This is a genomic window from Achromobacter xylosoxidans (genome assembly GCF_001457475.1).
Lineage (GTDB): Bacteria > Pseudomonadota > Gammaproteobacteria > Burkholderiales > Burkholderiaceae_B > Achromobacter > Achromobacter xylosoxidans.
In genome coordinates, this window is the sequence record NZ_LN831029.1 from 5347134 (window position 1) to 5364425 (window position 17292).

The following is a 17292-nucleotide window of genomic DNA, read 5'->3' on the forward strand; positions in this document are numbered from 1 at the left end:
AATCAACAATAAGGGTAAAAAAAGGCGCGGGGCGCGCGCCCACGCGTTAGCGCGGCTGCACGCCGCGGCCGCGGCGCGCCGGCACCTCCGCCTTGCATTCGTTCAACATCTCCAGCGCATGCGCCGTCAGCTTGTCCAGCATGCGCTCCATCGCCTCGCGCTCGGCATCCGATAGCACCGACAGCATGCTTTCGTTGCGCTCGATCGCCGCGGGGAAAATTTCCTCGTACAGCGCGCGGCCGGCGCGCGTCAGGTCCAGGCTGACGCCACGGCCGTCCTGGCTGTCGGCGCTGCGCTGGATCAGGCCGCGCTCGATCAGTTCGGACACGGTGCGGCTGGCCTGGCTCTTGTCGATGTTGGCTTCGCGCGCCACGGCGTTCAACGACATGTCGGGCGCCGCGCCCAGCAGCGCGATGATGCGCCATTCGCGCGGACCGACGCCGTAGCGGCTTTCGTTCAAGCCGGCGGCAATGCGGCTGGAAACATAGGCCAGCCGGTTCAGCCGGTACGAGAACAGTTCCTTGAGCGCCCGGGGTGCGGGACGCGCGGCGGTGGCGGACTTGGATGCGGTGCGGGTGGCCATGGCGGACTCGTCAGGTGCGGGAAAACGTGGCGTTCGCGCCCGGCGCGCGCCACTGCCCGCATGATATACAAAGGCGGCGCGCGGCCATCACGCGACCGCTCCCGCGGCAACGCCGATCAGCGGGTTCAGCCCGCTTTGCGCCACCCGGCTGTGCAGGGCGCGACCCAGCACTTCCTGGCAATGGGCCGAGACGGCCGCCAGCCCCGCCAGGTCCAGGCCGGTGCGCACGCCCATGGACTCGAACAGGCTGACCAGATCTTCGGTGGCGACGTTGCCGGTATGGCCGCCGCCGTAGCGCACTTTGGCCGGATGCCCGCCGACACCGCCGAAGGCGCAATCGAAGTGGGTGACGCCTGCCTCCAGCGCCGCCACGTAGTTCACCAGGCCGGTGCCGCGCGTGTCATGGAAATGCGCCACCGGGGTCACCTGCGGCACCTCGCGCGCCATGCGCCCATACAGGTCGCGCACCGATGCCGGCGTGGCCATGCCGGTGGTGTCGCCCAGCGTGACAATGTCCACGCCCAGCGCGGCGAAGCGCCGCGCGTCGGCCATGACCGTCTCCGGATCGACGGCGCCTTCGAACGGGCAGCCGAACGCCACCGAAATCGTGCCGATCAGGCGGAAACGGCCGTCCGCCAGCCGCGCCATCTCCGCGATGTTGTCCCATTGGGCGGCGCGATCGCGCTTCAGGTTGCGCGTCGAATGCGATTCACTGGCCGAGACCAGCAGGCTGATCTCGTTGGCGCCGATGCCGGCATCCAGGTCGGCCCGCGCGCGCTCGACGGCGCGCGCATTGGCGCAGGTCGCCTTGTACCAGACGCCGGCGCGCCGCGGCAGCGCCGCCAGCAACTCGGTGGCGTCGGCGAATTGCGGCACCACCTTGGGATTGGAATACGAGGTCGCCTCGACCCGCTCGAAGCCCAGCGCGGCAAAGCGGTCGATCAGGTCGACCTTGACCGCGGTGTCGATGAAGTCCGGCTCATGCTGCAGGCCGTCGCGCGCGAAACATTCGCACAGCACCACGTCGCGCGCGCTCATGCCTGCTGCTCCAGTCCGAACAGCGCCAGCGCGTGGGCGCGCAGCTTGTTCTTCTGCACTTTGGAACTGCCGGTCATGCCGATGTGCTCGAAGCTGTCGACGATCTCGACATAACGCGGCACCTTGAAGTTGGCGCAATGCGCCTTGCACCAGGCCGTCAGCTCGTCCGGCGTGCAGTCCTGGCCTTCCTTGAGCAGCACGAACGCCGCCGGCACTTCGCCCAGGCGCGCATCCGGCACGCCCACCACCTGCGCCATGCGCACGGCGGGGTGGCCGTGCAGGGTCTCTTCCACTTCCGCCGGCGCGACGTTCTCGCCGCCCACGCGGAACATGTCCTTCAGGCGGCCCACCATGCGCAGCCGGCCCGCCGCATCCATTTCGCCCAGGTCGCCGGTGCTGAGCCAGCCGTCCGCGCCAAGCGCTTTGGCGGTAGCCTCGGGCATCTTGTAGTAGCCCTTCATCACGCTCCAGCCACGCGCCTGGATCTCGCCCTGCATGCCGGCGGGCAGCGGCGCGCCCGTGCCCGGGTCCACCACGCGCACCTGCATGCCGGGATGCGGCAACGCCCAACCCATGGCGCGCAGCTCGAAGGGATCGTCGTGCGCGGACAGCGTGATGTTGGGCGAGGCCTCGGACTGGCCGTAGGCGTTGCAGATGCCCGGCACGCCCATCACGTCGCGGATCTTGCCCATCACCTGCGGACCTGCCGCCGCCCATCCGCCGCGCAGATGGATGCGCTTGCGGTCGAAATCGGGATGTCCCATCAGCATGAGGAAGATGGTGTCGTTGCCGGACGTCAGCGTGCAGCGTTCTTCGTCGAGCATGCGCAGCGCCTCGGCCACGTCGAACTTCGGCAGCGTCAGCAGGCAGCAGCCGGTCATCAGGCTGACCAGGATCGACAGGGTGGTGCCGGCCACATGGAAGTACGGACGGATGCTGAAATAGCGGTCGTCGGGCCGCACGCCGATGCGCTGCGCCGCGGCCCAGGCGTTGGTCAGCATGTTGGCATGCGTCAGCATCACGCCCTTGGGAAACGAGGTCGTGCCCGAGGTGTACTGGATCAGCAACACGTCGTCGGGCGCCACGGCGCGCAGGGCGGCGTCGAGCTCGATATCGTCGACCGTCTCGCCGGCACGCAGGAAGTCCTGCCACGGCTGCGCGCCCGCGAGGCAGCGCGCGCCCAGCACCACGACGCGCCGCAGCAACGGCAGCGCCTCGCCGGGCAAGCCACTGTCAAGCGCCGGCTCGACCTGGGTGAGCAGGCCGAGGAAGTCGATGCCCAGGAATGAGTCGGCCGTCAGCAGCAGCTTGACGTCGGCCTGCCTGAGGCAGAACGCCAGCTCATCGGTCTTGAAGCGCGTATTGACCGGCACCGTCACGGCGCCCAGCATGGCGCAGGCATAGAACACCTGCACCCAGGTGCCGCCGTTGCCCAGCAGCACGCCGACGTGGTCGCCACGGCGCACGCCGGCCGCATGCAGGCCGCGGGCGATACGTTGCGCGCCATCCTGCAGCGCGGCCCAGGTGTGGCGTTCGCCGGGCGCGACGAAGGCCTCGGCGGCGCCGCGCTCGGCCACCTGGCGCGCCAGCGCCTGCGACAGGGTCATCGGACCGATCATGCCTTGTCTCCCGCCGCGCCGAAGCCGGCGATGGCCTGCTTCCAGTCGCTGCCGCGCAGATTTTCCTCGATGGCCAGCAACTCGATCGCCATCGCGCCTTCGCGCGTGGTCGCCAATCCCTGGTCGATGCTGCGTTTGGTCAGCCTGACGGTCAGCGGCGCGGCGCGCGCGATGGCCGCCGCCATGCGCGCCGCTTCGCCCGCCAGCGCGTCGGGCGCATATACATGATTGACCAGGCCGATCTCGCGCGCTTCGGCCGCATCGAAACGGCGGCCGGTGAACAGCAATTCCTTGGCCTTGCGCGCGCCGGCGATGCGCGGCAGGCGCTGCGTGGCGCCGACCGTGCCCCACCCCACCTCCGGATAGCAGAACGTGGCCTCGGACGAGGCCAGCACGAAGTCGCAGGCGCCGGCGATCTCGCAACCGGAGCCGAACGCCGCGCCCTGCACCACCGCGATCACCGGCTGCGGCAGGCGTTCGATCGCGGCATAGGCAGCGAAGCCCTGTACCCGGCGCGCCGTCATTTCCGCGTTCGACATGGTCTTGCGCTCCTTGAGGTCGGCGCCGGCACAGAATGCCGTGCCGGCCGCGGCGATCAACACCACGTGCGCGTCCGGATCGTCAGCCAGTTGCTGCATGGCCTGCACCAATTCGGCGCACATGAGGGAATTGAGCGCGTTGCGGCTGTCGGGCCGGTTCAGCGTCACCGTGGCGACACGGTCCTGCACGTCCAGCAGGATCGTGTGGAAAGTCGGGGTCATGCCTGCTCCTGGATGTTCTGGGTATGCGGCCGGACCGCCGTGCGGCGACGACGACTGGCCATGCCAGGCAATATAGGGCATATAGTTGATTTAATCCACTAAATTTCGGTGCTTATCCAATGGTGTTACACTTGCGCGCCGGTCTTTCCCTGGAATATCAAAGCACTAGGCGTCACTTGGCCTGATGCGATTCCAGCGCGAAGCCATCGCGCAGTCTCGCCGTAGTTAAATGGATATAACCGGCCCCTCCTAAGGGTCAATTGGTGGTTCGATTCCACCCGGCGAGGCCACCCATCCCCGGCCTCGATTCCGCAGGCCATCGCAAGAAAATTCCCCGCTTTCAGCCAGATGAGGGTTAATCCGGGCTACGCTCACGCGCCGCGCGCCGGTAGCGTCTCGGGACGCGTTTGGTGACGAATACGCCATCCGTCAATACGACCCCGATATTTTTTTGGGCGATGATAGCGAATCGTCTTGCGCGTCACTTGAAATTGCTGTTTAAATTCGACGCGTAAGCCTCTAATTCATCTGGACTTTTCCTGAACCGTCGCGAGCACGATCAGGGAAACAATTCTTCACAGACTGACAAGCCTGTTCAAACCATGGCATTTAACTGGAAACGTGCAATTGCGAACGCGATAGCGCCGGCGGCGCTGGCGATGTGCGCGCTCCTGCCCTCCGCCGCGCTCGCCGCGAAGAATACCGACCCCTGCAAGACCAACGCCAAGTCGGCCGCTTGCAAGGCGCAACAAGCCAAGAAGGCGCCCGCTCCCGCCAAGAAGGCCGGCGCCGGCAAGGCCGCCGCCCCCAAGCAGAACGCGGCCAAGGGCGCGCCCAAGGCAGCCGCCGGCAAGCAAGCCGCGCCCAAGTCGGCCGCCGCCAAATCCACGCCCAAGGGCGCCGCCGGCAAACAGGCCGCGGGCAAGGGTGCGCCCAAGCAGGCCGCCGGCAAAAAGGCGCCTCCCAAGGGCGGCAAGCAGGCCGTCGCGCAGCAGGGTTCGTCCAAGAAGGGCGCCGCCGGCAAGAACGGCAAGCCGAACAAACCGTCGCGCGCGCAGCGCACGGCCGCCGCTGCGGCGGCCGCCGCCATGCCGCCGCCCGCGGTGTCGGTGCGCGCCGAAGCCGCCGCGCTGCGTTCCAGCACCGCCTATGTGCAGGACCTGGCCACGTCCACCGTGATCTTCGCCAAGAACGAAAACGTGGTGCGCCCCATCGCCTCGATTTCCAAGCTCATGACCGCGGTGGTGGTGGTGGATGCCAACCAGCCGATGGACGAGATGCTCGAGATCACCGATGAAGACATCGACGGCCTCAAGCACACCACCTCGCGCCTGCGCGTGGGCACCAAGCTGTCGCGCGGCGACATGCTGCACCTGGCCCTGATGTCTTCCGAGAACCGCGCCGCCAACGCGCTGGGCCGCCATTATCCGGGCGGCCTGCCCGCGTTCGTGGCCGCCATGAACGCCAAGGCGCAGTCGCTGGGCATGACCAGCACGCACTTCATCGAACCCACCGGCCTGTCCAGCGACAACGTGTCGTCGCCGCACGACCTGGCCCGCCTGCTGCGCGCCGCCTCGCAGCGTCCGCTGATCCACCGCTACTCCACCGATACCGAGTACGACGTCGAGATCAACAACCGCACGCAGACCTTCCGCAACACCAACCTGCTGGTGCGCAAGCCCGACTGGGACATCAAGGTGTCCAAGACCGGCTACATCAACGAAGCCGGCGAATGCCTGGTGATGCTGGCGCGCATCAATGGCCGCGACCTGGCCATCGTGCTGCTGGACTCGCAGGGCAAGCTGTCGCGCATCGGCGATGCGGTGCGCATCCGCCGCATCGTGCAAAGCGAAGTGGCCATGGCCTCGGCCCAACCCGGCGGCTGATCCGCGCCTCGCCCGCCCACGAAAAAGCCCGATCCTGGATCGGGCTTTTTTTCGTCCGGCGCCGGCCCGCCGCATGCGCGGACGCGGGCATCCGCTTTCCACAACGGCGGCCTTCGGAAGGCCTGTGTATGCACGCCTACGCCGCGACCGCCCGTTTCGGCCGCAGCGGTTGCGGGTCGTACATCGAAGGCGGCAGGCCTTCCAGCACCGCCTTGGCGTTGAGCGAGCGGATCGGCACCGCGGCATCGGCGGGGATGCGGCCCTCGGCCTGCAGCAGTTGGTAGCGCAGGCAGCACACGCGCAGGAAGGAGGTGAAATTGGCGGCCTCGCCGCGGTACTCCACCAGTTCGTCGTAAAGGCGCTCGATCAATTGCGTGACCCGCATGCCGTCGCGCGCCGCGATCTCTTCCAGCACCTGCCAGAACAGTTGTTCCAGCCGCAGGCTGGTGGCCGCCCCATGCAGGCGCAGGGAGCGGGTTTCGGGCGCGTAGGACTGTTCGCTGGCGCGGATGAAGATTTCACACATGGGCGCTCCTGGTGCGGACACGATACTTGCGAGCCACTTTACGACGACACCCGGCGGCACGGCAAGACACCCCTGCCGGCAGGAGGACCTCGCCGATTCTGCAACGATAAGTTTCCTTGCCGTCCCCATCCGGACACCGTTGATATAAATCAAGGTCTCGGACGCGTACCCATCCGAGCATGCTAAGACTGATCTGACTTCGGAGGCAGCAATGAACAAGACCATGAAGGCCGCGGTGGCCCGCGCGTTCGGCAAACCCCTGGAAATCGAAGAAGTCGAGGTGCCGCGCCCGCGCGCGGGCGAACTGTTGGTGAAGATCGAGGCCTGCGGCGTCTGCCACACCGATCTGCACGCGGTCGAGGGCGACTGGCCGGTCAAGCCCAATCCCCCTTTCATCCCGGGCCACGAAGGCGTGGGCCACGTGGTGGCGGTGGGCGAAGGCGTGACGCACGTCAAGGAAGGCGACCGCGTCGGCATCCCCTGGCTGTATTCCGCCTGTGGCCATTGCGAGCATTGCCTGGGCGGCTGGGAGACGCTGTGCGAACAGCAGCAGAACGCCGGCTACTCCGTCAACGGCGGCTTCGCCGAGTACGCGCTGGCCGCGGCCGACTACGTGGGCCTGCTGCCGAAGAATGTCGGCTTCGTCGACATCGCCCCGGTACTGTGCGCCGGCGTCACGGTCTACAAAGGCCTGAAGATGACGGACACACGGCCAGGCAACTGGGTCGTGGTCTCCGGCATCGGCGGCCTGGGCCACATGGCGGTGCAGTATGCGCGCGCCATGGGCTTGAACGTGGCGGCCGTGGACATCGACGACGACAAACTGGATTTCGCCAAGCGTCTCGGCGCCGAGGTGGTCGTGAATGCCAAGGCCACCGATCCAGCGGCTTACCTGAAGAAGGAAATCGGCGGCGCCCACGGCGCGCTGATCACGGCGGTTTCGCCCAAGGCCTTCGAGCAGGCGCTGGGCATGGTGCGTCGCGGCGGCACGGTGGCGCTCAACGGCCTGCCGCCGGGCGACTTCCCGCTGTCGATCTTCGACATGGTGCTCAACGGCGTGACGGTGCGCGGTTCGATCGTGGGTTCGCGCCTGGACTTGCAGGAATCGCTGCAGTTCGCCGAGGAAGGCAAGGTGCGCGCGACCGTGGCGACCGAGAAGCTGGAGAACATCAACAGCGTGTTCGACCGCATGCGCCGCGGCCAGATCGAAGGCCGCATCGTGCTGGACATGGCGGCGTAACACTCGCCTCGCCCTGCAAAAAGGCGCCTGCCATGGCAGGCGCCTTTGTTTTGCGGTGGAGCGGGAATGCACGCAGGGCGCGGGAACGGCGCATCCCCTTTCATGGCGCGGCAGCGGATCGCGCAAGGCGGCGCCCGCCACGCGGCCGGTTCAGTGCGTGATCCGGGTCCCAAGCACGGCCAGGAACTGCGCCAGCCATGCCGGATGCGCGGGCCAGGCCGGCGCCGTCACCAGGTTGCCGTCGGTGTAGGCCTGGTCGATGCCGATCTCGGCGTAGGTGCCACCGGCCAGGCGTACTTCCGGCGCGCAGGCGGGATAGGCCGAGCAGGTACGGCCTTCCAGGATGCCCGCGGCCGCCAGCAGTTGGGCGCCATGGCAGACGGCGGCGATCGGCTTTCCGGCCTTGTCGAAGGCGCGCACGATCTCCAGCACCTTTTCGTTCAGGCGCAGGTATTCCGGCGCGCGTCCGCCCGGGATCACCAGGCCGTCGTAGGAATCGGCCTCGACGCGGTCGAAGTCATAGTTCAGGGCGAAATTGTGGCCGCGCTTTTCGCTGTAGGTCTGCGCGCCCTCGAAGTCGTGGATGGCGGTGGCGATGCTCTCGCCGGACTTCTTGCCGGGGCAAACCGCGTGCACCGTATGGCCCACCGCCAGCAGCGTCTGGAACGGCACCATGGTTTCGTAGTCTTCGGCGTAGTCGCCGACCAGCATCAACAGTCTCTTGCTCATGTTTGTCTCCTGGGGATGGGGGATCGCCGGCTGGTGCGCCCGCGGACCGGGCGGCCGGTTCTTGATGTTCTTGGACCATTGTGCCCCCGCCGGAGGACGCGAGGGTGGTAACGGGATACCACGCGGGCCGCGAGGCCGCTGCGCCCCTTATTCCAGCGCCACGGTCACCGGCCTGGCGTCCAGCAGGCTCACCAGCACGTTCGGGTCGATGCCCACCAGGTAGCCGCGGCGGCCGCCGTTGATGTAGACGACCGGGTATTGCAGCACCTCGGCCTCGACCCACACCGGCATCTTCTTGCGCGTGCCGAACGGCGAGGTGCCGCCGACCTGGTAGCCGGAATGACGCTGCGCGACTTCCGGCTTGCACGGTTCGACCTTCTTCAGCCCAGCCTGGCGCGCCAGGTTCTTGGTGGAGACTTCGCGGTCGCCGTGCATCACCACGATCAGCGGCTTGGCCGATTCGTCTTCCATCACCAGCGTCTTGACCACCGCGTGCGGGTCCAGACCCAGCTGGCGCGCGGCCTCGCCGGCGCCGCCGTGATCGACGTAGTCGTAGGTGTGTTCGGTGTACGCCACCTTGTGCTGCTTGAGGAACTGGGTGGCGGGCGTTTCGGAAACGTGGCGGGCTTTGCTCATGGTGGTGCGGCGAAAAGGCGAAGGCAAAAGTGTAGGCAGGCCGGCGATGGCGCGCAAACGCCCGCGTCAGCCGCGCGGATGATGCGCCGCGTGCAAGGCCTTCAGGCGTTCGCGCGCCACATGCGTGTAGATCTGGGTGGTGGAGATGTCGGCGTGGCCCAGCAGCATCTGCACCACGCGCAGATCGGCGCCATGGTTCAGCAGATGGGTGGCGAAGGCGTGGCGCAGCACGTGCGGCGACAGCGGCGCATGCACGCCCGCCAGCACCGCGTACTTCTTCACCAGCTGCCAGAACGCCTGGCGCGACATCGCCTCGGCGCGGCCGGTGATGAAAAGCGCGTCGCTGACGCGGCCCGCGGCCAGCTCGGGCCGCGCCATTTTCATGTATTGGTCGATCCAGTGCGCCGCCTCCGCCCCCAGCGGCACCAGGCGGTCCTTGCCGCCCTTGCCCAGCACCACGCGCACCACGCCTTCGTTCAGGCTGACGTCCAGCGCCCGCACGCCAACCAGCTCGGACACGCGCAGGCCGGTGGCATACAGCATTTCCAGCATGGCGCGGTCGCGCAGGCCGCGCGGCTCGTTCAGGTCCGGCGCGCGCAGCAACGCGTCGACCTGTTGCTCGGACAGCGTCTTGGGCAGGCGCGGCGGCTGCTTGGCGGCCACCAGCGTCAGGCAGGGATCATGCGCCGCGCGATGCTCGCGCAATGCCCAGGCGTAGAAGCGCCGCAGCGCCGCCAGGCGGCGGTTGGCGGTGGTGGCGCGGGTTTCCTCGTGGCGAAAGGCAAACCAGGCCTCGATATCGGCCTTGCCGGCCTCGGCCAGCGCCTTGGCGGGGCCGGCCGGCAGCGCGTGCGCCGACGCCGCGTCGCCGTAGCGGTCGGCCATCTCGCGGGCGTAGGCCTCGGGGTCTTCCAGCCAGCGGGCAAAGCCGGTCAGGTCGCGCCGGTAGGCCGCCAGGGTGTTGGCCGACAGGCCGTCCTCGAGCCAGACGGCGTCGATGAAGGCATCGATGTCGGCCTGGGAAGCAAGCGGCGCGCGGGAATCAGGCATGGGACCGGGAGGAAGGCGTCAGGAAAACGGGTCGGCCAAGGCGTAGCGGAGCGCCGCGCTAAGGCCTGGCGCGGCATCGGCCGCGGGATGGGCAACATTCTACGGCGGCGCTGTCGCCTGAGCATTCAGCGTCCCGCGACCGCCGCCGCCGCCGACTTCAGCCAGGTCTCGAACAGCTTCAGGGCCTCGGAACGCTCGCTGCGCTGCGGATAGCCGAAGTAGTAGCCCTGGCTGACCGTCAGCGACTGCGGCACCGGCATCGCCAGCGCGCCTTGGTCCAGCGCCGGCTGCGCCAGGAAGCGCGGCATCAGGCCCACGCCCAGCCCGGCCTGCACCGCCGCCATCACCATGGTGAACAGTTCGTAGCGCGGCCCCCCGGCCGCCTGCGGGCCGTACAGGTAGTTGTTGGCGCCGTACCACTGGCGCCAGGCATCGGGCCGCGAACTCAGGTGCAGGTGGGTCATGCCGGCCAGCGCGCCGGCGCCGGCCTCGGTCACGCGCGCCGCCAGCTCGGGCGCGCACACCGGCACCAGCTCGCGTTCCGGAAACAGCAGCACGCCCTGGGTGCCCGGCCACAGCGTGTCGCCGTGGTAGAGCGCGCCGTCGAACGGCTGGTCCTTGAACTGGAATGGCAGCGTGCGCACCGACAGGCTGACGGTGATGTCCGGCTGCTCGCGCTGAAAATCCGCCAGCCGCGGGATCAGCCAGGTGGTGGCCAATGTCGGCACCACGGCGATATGGATACTGCGGCCCATGCCGGTGCGGCTCACCAGGCCGAAGGTGTCCTTCTCGATCTGGTCGAGGTGATGGCGGATGCGTCCCGCATATTCCGCGCCATGATCGGTCAGGACGATGCGGCGCCGCACCCGCGTGAACAACTGCACGCCCAACCGTGCCTCCAGGCTGGCCACCTGGCGGTAGACCGCGCTGTGGGTCAGGGACAGCTCTTCGGCCGCCCGGGAAAAACTGCCCAGGCGGGCCGAAGCCTCGAAGGCCTGCAGGGCGCTCAGATTGGGGATGCCGTTTCTCATGGGGTCAGGGACGCAACAAAACCGGGGACCACCGCCGCACGCCGCGTGGCGCCTGGCGCCGGGTCGTGCCGGCGGCTCAATAGATTGTGCAATTTTATCAATTGCGTTGTGCGATCAAGGAACATTATGCTCGGATGTCTTAATCTCGGCTCATCCTGACACCCACCATGTCCCAGCAAGCATCCCGCCTCGGCGGCCACATCCTCGTCGACCAGCTCGTCGCCCAGGGCGTCAAACACGTTTTCTGCGTTCCCGGCGAGAGCTATCTGGCGGTGCTGGACGGCCTGCACGACGCCGACATCAAGGTCACCGTCTGCCGCCAGGAAGGTGGCGCGGCCATGATGGCGGACGCCCATGGCAAGCTGACCGGCGAACCCGGCATCTGCATGGTGACCCGCGGCCCGGGCGCGTCCAACGCGCTGGCCGGCGTGCACATCGCCAAGCAGGACTCGACCCCGATGATCCTGTTCGTCGGCCAGATCGAGCGCGGCATGCGCGAGCGCGAAGCCTTCCAGGAAATGGACTACCGCGCCGTCTTCGGCACGCAGGCCAAGTGGGTCACCGAAATCGACCAGGTCGAGCGCATTCCCGAACTGATCTCGCGCGCCTTCCACATCGCCACCTCGGGCCGTCCGGGCCCGGTGGTGATCGCGCTGCCCGAGGACATGCTGGTCGAAGCCGCCCAGGTGGCCGACGCGCCGCGCTACGAGGTCATCGATTCCGCCCCCACCGCCGGCCAGCTGGCCGACCTGGAGCAACTGCTGGCCCAGGCCAGCAATCCCGTCGCGATTCTCGGCGGCACGCGCTGGGACGCGCGCGCGGTGCAGCAGTTCGCCGACTTCGCGCAGCGCCATGCCTTGCCCACGGCGGTGTCGTTCCGCCGCCAGATGCTTTTCCCGGCCGACCATCCGTGCTTCATCGGCGACGTCGGCCTGGGCATCAACCCGGCCCTGCTCAAGCGCGTGGCCGACGCCGACCTGGTGTTGCTGGTCGGCGGCCGCATGTCGGAAAACCCCAGCCAGGCCTACACGCTGCTGGACATCCCGGTGCCGAAGCAGAAGCTGGTGCACGTGCATCCGGACGCCGCTGAACTGGGCCGCGTTTATCGCCCCACGCTGGCCATCAACACCTCGCCCGCCGCCTTCGCCCAGGCGCTGGCCGGCCTGAAGGCCCCCGCGCAACCGGCCTGGGCCGACGGCACGCAGGCCATGCGCGAGTCGTACCTGAAGTGGAGCGACCCGACGGCCGTCACCACCCCGGGCGCGCTGCAGCTGGGCCAGGTCATGGCCTACCTGGAAAAGACGCTGCCGGCCGACGCCGTCATGACCAACGGCGCCGGCAACTACGCCACCTGGCTGCATCGCTTCCACCGCTTCACCCGCTTCGGCACGCAGCTGGCGCCGACCTCGGGCTCGATGGGCTATGGCCTGCCGGCCGCCGTGGGCGCCAAGCGCGTCTGGCCCGACAAGACCGTGGTCTGCTTCGCCGGCGACGGCTGCTTCCTGATGCACGGCCAGGAATTCGCCACCGCCGTGCAGTACGACCTGCCCATCATCGTGGTGCTGGTCGACAACGGCATGTACGGCACCATCCGCATGCACCAGGAAAAGCACTACCCCGGCCGCATTTCCGCCACCGAGCTGAAGAACCCGGACTTCGCCGACTACGCCCGCGCCTTCGGCGGCCACGGCGAACGCGTCGAGACCACCGAGCAGTTCGGCCCGGCGTTCGAACGCGCGCTGGCCAGCGGCAAGCCGGCCATCCTGCACTGCTTCATCGACCCGCAGACCATCACGCCGTCGACCACGCTGGACAAGATCCGCGACGCGGCGCTCAAGGCCCGGCACTGATACCCGGAGGCGACGGCATCCCCACGGCGACGCGCCCCGCGCGCGTCGCGTAAACCCCGGGTTGCCGCGCCAATTATTTTAGGTTTAAACTTTCCAGATTCCGAAAACGGAAATCCATAGCGGAGACCCAGCATGTCCTCGAATCCCTCGTTCCATTGGCAAGACCCCCTGTTGCTGGACCAGCAGCTCACCGAAGAAGAACGCATGGTGCGCGATGCCGCCCACGCCTACTCGCAGGACAAGCTGGCCCCGCGCGTGCTGAATGCCTTCCGCAACGAAAAGACCGATCCGGAAATCTTCTCGGAAATGGGCGAGCTGGGCCTGCTGGGCGCCACCATCCCCGCCGAATACGGCGGCGCCGGCCTGAACTACGTCAGCTACGGCCTGATCGCCCGTGAAGTCGAGCGCATCGACTCCGGCTACCGCTCGATGATGAGCGTGCAGTCGTCGCTGGTGATGGTGCCCATCAACGAATTCGGCAGCGAAGCGCAGAAGCAGAAGTACCTGCCCAAGCTGGCCCGCGGCGAGTGGATCGGCTGCTTCGGCCTGACCGAACCCAACCACGGCTCCGATCCCGGCGGCATGGAAACGCGCGCGGTCAAGACCGCCGACGGCTACAAGCTGACCGGCAACAAGATGTGGATCACCAACTCGCCCATCGCCGATGTGTTCGTGGTGTGGGCCAAGTGCGTCGGCGGCGAGTTCGACGGCAAGATCCGCGGCTTCATCCTCGAGAAAGGCACCAAGGGCCTGACCGCCCCCGCCATCCACGGCAAGGTCGGCCTGCGCGCCTCGATCACCGGCGAAATCGTCATGGACGAGGTGGAAGTGTCCGCCGACCAGATGATGCCGGGCGTGTCCGGCCTGAAGGGCCCGTTCACCTGCCTGAACTCGGCCCGCTACGGCATCGCCTGGGGCGCTATCGGCGCCGCCGAAGCCTGCTGGCACACCGCCCGCCAGTACACCCTGGACCGCAAGCAGTTCGGCCGCCCGCTGGCCGCCAACCAGCTGATCCAGAAGAAGCTGGCCGACATGCAGACCGAGATCACGCTGGCCCTGCAAGGCTGCCTGCGCCTGGGCCGCATGAAGGACGAAGGCACCGCCGCCGTCGAGATCACCTCGATCATGAAGCGCAACTCGTGCGGCAAGGCGCTGGACATCGCCCGCCTGGCCCGCGACATGCTGGGCGGCAACGGCATCTCCGACGAATTCGGCGTGGCCCGCCACCTGGTCAACCTGGAAGTGGTCAACACCTACGAAGGCACCCACGACGTGCACGCCCTGATCCTGGGCCGCGCGCAGACCGGCATCCAGGCCTTCTATTGATTTGCAGTGCCCCGCGCGGACGGAGCCCGGCTCTGCTCCGGACGCGCGATTCGCCGGCGTGGCGAAGATTGGGCGCCCCTTTCGAGGGGCGTTTTTTTTTGGATGCCGACCATCGCATCCGCCTCGCATTAGGGTTATCAGGAGCTAGCCCGCGCGCGGCCCATGGCTTACGCTGCGTGCAATTGGCCTGGTGCCGGCCCGCTGCATCCGCCTGCCCGACCCCGGATTTTTCGTCACGACCAGGAGTCGCGCATGCACGGCAGTCCCTCGTTCCGCCTGTGGGCGGGCATCGTCATCGCTTTTGCGGGCCACGGCGCATTCGCCGCCACCACTCTCACCATGACCACCGAGTACCCGGCCACGTCGATGCCGGGACAAGGCGTGTCCACCTTCGCCGATCTGGTGCGCAGCAAGAGCGCGGGCCAGGTTGTCATCGACGCCAGCTTCGACGCCGCCAAGGGCATCAAGTCGGGCGACATGATCGACGCGGTCGAGACACGCAAGGTCGATGCCGGCGATGCCTTCGCCGGCGCGCTGGCGGCCAAGTACCCGCTGTTCGGCGTGTCCTCGCTGCCGTTCCTGGCCGATTCGCTGTCCAAGGCGCGCGCGCTCAACAAATCGGCCCGCCCCGCCTACGAGAAACTGCTGGCCGCGCACGGCCAGAAGCTGCTCTACACCACCCCCTGGCCGGCCTCGGGCATCTGGTCCAAGGACAAGGTGGACAGTGTCGCCGCCCTGAAGGCCTTGAGCATCCGCACCTATGACGCGACCTCGCAGGACGTGATGCAGAAAGCCGGCGCGCGCGCGCAGAACATTTCGTTCGCCGACGCCATGCCGCGCATCGCCTCGGGCGAGGTCAACGCGGTGCTGTCCTCGGGCGATGGCGGCGCCGGCCGCAAGCTGTGGGAACACCTGCCACGCTTCGCCGAGATCAACTACGCGATGCCGATCTCGGTGGCGACGATGAACCTGAAGGCCTATCAGGCGCTGGACGCGAAATCGCGCAAGGCGATCGACCAGGCCGCGGCGCAGACCGAGGCCGAGCAGTGGAAACGCATCGAAGGCCGGTTGCAGCAGAACTACGCCAACATGCGCAAGAACGGCGTGACCATCGATACCGCGGTGCCGATGCCGGTGCGCCAGGCGCTGAAGAAAGCGGCGGCGGACTCGGTCAAACAGTGGGAGGCGGCGGCGGGGCTGGAAGGGGCGAATATCCTGAAGGCGATGCGGCGGCCGTAGGAAGGCGGAAGCCGTCCATACACGAGTCCGGGGGCTTTTCGGTCATGCGTATTCCCAGATCGAACCGGACTCGACATTGGCATTTATGGTGTCGGCCATCCACCACATGCCAGGTGGCACGTGCATGGTGAAACCGCAACGCATGCCGGCATACCCGCCAGGGGTCGTGTCGTAATGATAAGGAACCGATCCCGCATTACCGGAGACATTGTTGAGGTATCCAGCAACGATGATCGTCCCCGCAGCGACGCCAACACAATGAAACCCGACCAGTATGGGGCGGCCTGTGGTGTTCTGATACCACGTGCGCAACACCGTCGTGCATGAACGAAGCTGCTGCCCTGTACCGAACACTTGTCCCTTCAACTGCTGCAAAGTGGATTGGGCCACGCCCAGGTCGGACGCCAATTGTGCGGCGTCGACGCTCCCCGCGTTGGTGACAGTCCCGAAGGCCTGCACGGTCCAAACACCGGAAGCGAACGTCGGATGCGCTTCTGCGCCGCCTTCGCTAGTGGTGTTACGGGTAAAGATAGGAGTGACCGAGGCGGTAGTTCCGTAGAAGGAAGAGCTTCCGCCAGTCTCCCCGTACAGGTACTGCGGCGACGAAAAAACGTGCTGGTGCGCCTTGTTCTGGCTGGCTTTCAACACGCCGTTCAAAAGCGCGCCATCGCCGCGCATGAACGGCGCGCCAATTGAGCCGGGGGACTTCCCGTTGTAGTCCGGCATTCGGATGGTGGTAGAGCCGTCTCCCAACGTGAAGCTGCCGCGCTTGAGCGGATCGGCGAGCCATTCGGCCTCCTGCACCACCGGTAGTGAACGCGCTGCCACCATGGCGGCAAGATCCTTGAAAGTGGCGCGGCTGATTATCTGCCCATCCGCAGGAATCTGGCCAGCGGGAATGGACGTACGCAGCGGCCACCATGCAACCGAGCCTACGGGCGGACCGCTGGGGATCGGTGGCAGTTGATCGACCGGCACCTTGCCGCCATCGTCCAATGTGGCGATACCCCCGGGCTGGCCTTTTTCCGCCGGCGGCACCGCTGACAGCTGCACCGCTGGCACGCGGCCATCGGCGCCCAAGGTCGCCACGCCGCCCGGGCGCCCCTTATCCGAAGCAGGCACCAGGGGCGGCAACTGATTTGCGACGATCAATCCGTCCGCGCCCAAGGTCGCCACCCCGTCAGGCTGAGCTTTTTCCGCCAAGGGAATCAAGGCAGGCAATTGCGCTGGCGCGACTTTGCCATTGCCGCCCAACGTGGCAACGCCATTGGGTTTCCCCTTCTCCGCCAACGGCACCGACGGCACCGGAATTGGCAGATGTTCGACAGGCACACGCCCATCCTCGCCCAGCGGGGCAACGCCACTCGGTGCCGATTTTTGCGACAGAGGGATCGCAGGTGGAGGCAGATGCGCAGCCGGCACCTTGCCAGCCGCATCCAACGGTGTCACGCCACCCGCCGCGCCTTTTTCAGACATGGGCACGGCGGCGTCCGCCTTGCGTTGCGCGGCGGCGGTGGCCACTTCGACGGCTTCGACGCCCGCGCGGGTCTTGCCGAAGTTCTCGTTCACCAGCGCCATGGCGTCGCGCAGCGTGTCGCCGGTCTGGTCGTTCGGCGCGAGGCCGATGTTGATGGGTTTTAGGATTTGCATGGGAGAAAAGCCCTGACGGCGTGATGCCGCGACACGAAATGGAACAGCCACCCACGTATTCGGGCGGCGGGAAAAAAATGGGATTGCGCGGACAGATGCCGCTGCCAACGTCCCGGCGAGCTTTCCAC

15 protein-coding genes and 1 tRNA gene are annotated in these 17292 nt (G+C 67.3%); 6 read left to right on the forward strand and 10 right to left on the reverse strand.

Annotated elements, in window-relative coordinates:
- Positions 1 to 46: 46 nt before the first annotated feature.
- From AT699_RS24040 to AT699_RS24055, 4 genes are all read right to left on the reverse strand, one after another.
- Positions 47 to 583 (reverse strand): MarR family winged helix-turn-helix transcriptional regulator, encoded by a 537-nt coding sequence (locus AT699_RS24040; protein ID WP_006385515.1) that lies wholly within the window; start codon positions 581 to 583, stop codon positions 47 to 49.
- Between the two features lie 87 nt (positions 584 to 670).
- On the reverse strand, positions 671 to 1621 hold the full coding sequence (locus AT699_RS24045; protein ID WP_024070113.1) for a hydroxymethylglutaryl-CoA lyase: 951 nt from the start codon (positions 1619 to 1621) through the stop codon (positions 671 to 673).
- Positions 1618 to 3240, reverse strand: a complete 1623-nt coding sequence (locus tag AT699_RS24050; protein ID WP_006385517.1) for an AMP-binding protein — start codon at positions 3238 to 3240, stop codon at positions 1618 to 1620. The genes AT699_RS24045 and AT699_RS24050 overlap by 4 nt, the downstream gene beginning before the upstream one ends.
- Positions 3237 to 4001 carry an enoyl-CoA hydratase/isomerase family protein gene (locus AT699_RS24055; protein WP_006385518.1) on the reverse strand — a complete coding sequence of 255 codons (765 nt, stop codon included), beginning with the start codon at positions 3999 to 4001 and terminating at the stop codon, positions 3237 to 3239. Before AT699_RS24055 ends, AT699_RS24050 begins: the two co-directional genes overlap by 4 nt.
- 215 nt (positions 4002 to 4216) lie before the next feature.
- On the opposite strand from AT699_RS24055, the gene AT699_RS24060 reads away from it, so the two are divergent.
- Together AT699_RS24060 and pbpG are read left to right on the forward strand one after the other, a co-directional pair.
- Positions 4217 to 4291, forward strand: a tRNA-Arg gene (locus AT699_RS24060).
- A gap of 312 nt (positions 4292 to 4603) precedes the next feature.
- Positions 4604 to 5887 carry a D-alanyl-D-alanine endopeptidase gene (gene pbpG / locus AT699_RS32300; protein WP_024070114.1) on the forward strand — a complete coding sequence of 428 codons (1284 nt, stop codon included), beginning with the start codon at positions 4604 to 4606 and terminating at the stop codon, positions 5885 to 5887.
- A 136-nt stretch (positions 5888 to 6023) separates the two neighbouring features.
- Here pbpG and AT699_RS24070 read toward each other — a convergent pair whose 3' ends face one another.
- Positions 6024 to 6413, reverse strand: a complete 390-nt coding sequence (locus AT699_RS24070; protein WP_006385521.1) for a ribbon-helix-helix domain-containing protein — start codon at positions 6411 to 6413, stop codon at positions 6024 to 6026.
- Positions 6414 to 6624: 211 nt separating this feature from the next.
- Between AT699_RS24070 and adhP the strand changes: the two genes are divergently transcribed.
- The gene (gene adhP / locus AT699_RS24075) at positions 6625 to 7653 is read left to right on the forward strand and encodes an alcohol dehydrogenase AdhP (protein ID WP_006385522.1); all 1029 of its coding nucleotides are present in this window, start codon (positions 6625 to 6627) and stop codon (positions 7651 to 7653) included.
- Between the two features lie 150 nt (positions 7654 to 7803).
- Here adhP and AT699_RS24080 read toward each other — a convergent pair whose 3' ends face one another.
- The 4 genes from AT699_RS24080 to AT699_RS24095 all read right to left on the reverse strand — a co-directional run bounded on the left by AT699_RS24080 (position 7804) and on the right by AT699_RS24095 (position 11099).
- Positions 7804 to 8382, reverse strand: a complete 579-nt coding sequence (locus AT699_RS24080) for a DJ-1/PfpI family protein (protein WP_006385523.1) — start codon at positions 8380 to 8382, stop codon at positions 7804 to 7806.
- 147 nt (positions 8383 to 8529) lie between these two features.
- Positions 8530 to 9018, reverse strand: coding sequence for a Cys-tRNA(Pro) deacylase (gene ybaK / locus AT699_RS24085; protein WP_026383153.1), 489 nt, complete (start codon positions 9016 to 9018; stop codon positions 8530 to 8532).
- A 66-nt stretch (positions 9019 to 9084) separates the two neighbouring features.
- The gene (xerD, locus tag AT699_RS24090; protein ID WP_024070116.1) at positions 9085 to 10068 is read right to left on the reverse strand and encodes a site-specific tyrosine recombinase XerD; all 984 of its coding nucleotides are present in this window, start codon (positions 10066 to 10068) and stop codon (positions 9085 to 9087) included.
- A 125-nt stretch (positions 10069 to 10193) separates the two neighbouring features.
- A complete protein-coding gene (locus tag AT699_RS24095) occupies positions 10194 to 11099 on the reverse strand; it encodes a LysR substrate-binding domain-containing protein (protein ID WP_006385526.1) in 906 nt (301 codons plus the stop codon).
- A 167-nt stretch (positions 11100 to 11266) separates the two neighbouring features.
- Here AT699_RS24095 and AT699_RS24100 point away from each other — a divergent pair, with 167 nt between their 5' ends.
- The 3 genes from AT699_RS24100 (at position 11267) to AT699_RS24110 (ending at position 15514) form a co-directional block, all read left to right on the forward strand.
- Complete coding sequence (locus AT699_RS24100) at positions 11267 to 12949, forward strand: thiamine pyrophosphate-binding protein (RefSeq protein WP_024070118.1); 1683 nt, start codon at positions 11267 to 11269, stop codon at positions 12947 to 12949.
- A gap of 132 nt (positions 12950 to 13081) precedes the next feature.
- The gene (locus tag AT699_RS24105; RefSeq protein ID WP_006385528.1) at positions 13082 to 14275 is read left to right on the forward strand and encodes an acyl-CoA dehydrogenase; all 1194 of its coding nucleotides are present in this window, start codon (positions 13082 to 13084) and stop codon (positions 14273 to 14275) included.
- A gap of 252 nt (positions 14276 to 14527) precedes the next feature.
- Positions 14528 to 15514 carry a TRAP transporter substrate-binding protein gene (locus AT699_RS24110; protein ID WP_006385529.1) on the forward strand — a complete coding sequence of 329 codons (987 nt, stop codon included), beginning with the start codon at positions 14528 to 14530 and terminating at the stop codon, positions 15512 to 15514.
- Positions 15515 to 15556: 42 nt separating this feature from the next.
- Here the strand turns inward: AT699_RS24110 and AT699_RS24115 are convergent, their stop codons facing one another.
- On the reverse strand, positions 15557 to 17164 hold the full coding sequence (locus AT699_RS24115) for a hypothetical protein (protein WP_058207473.1): 1608 nt from the start codon (positions 17162 to 17164) through the stop codon (positions 15557 to 15559).
- Positions 17165 to 17292: the final 128 nt, after the last annotated feature.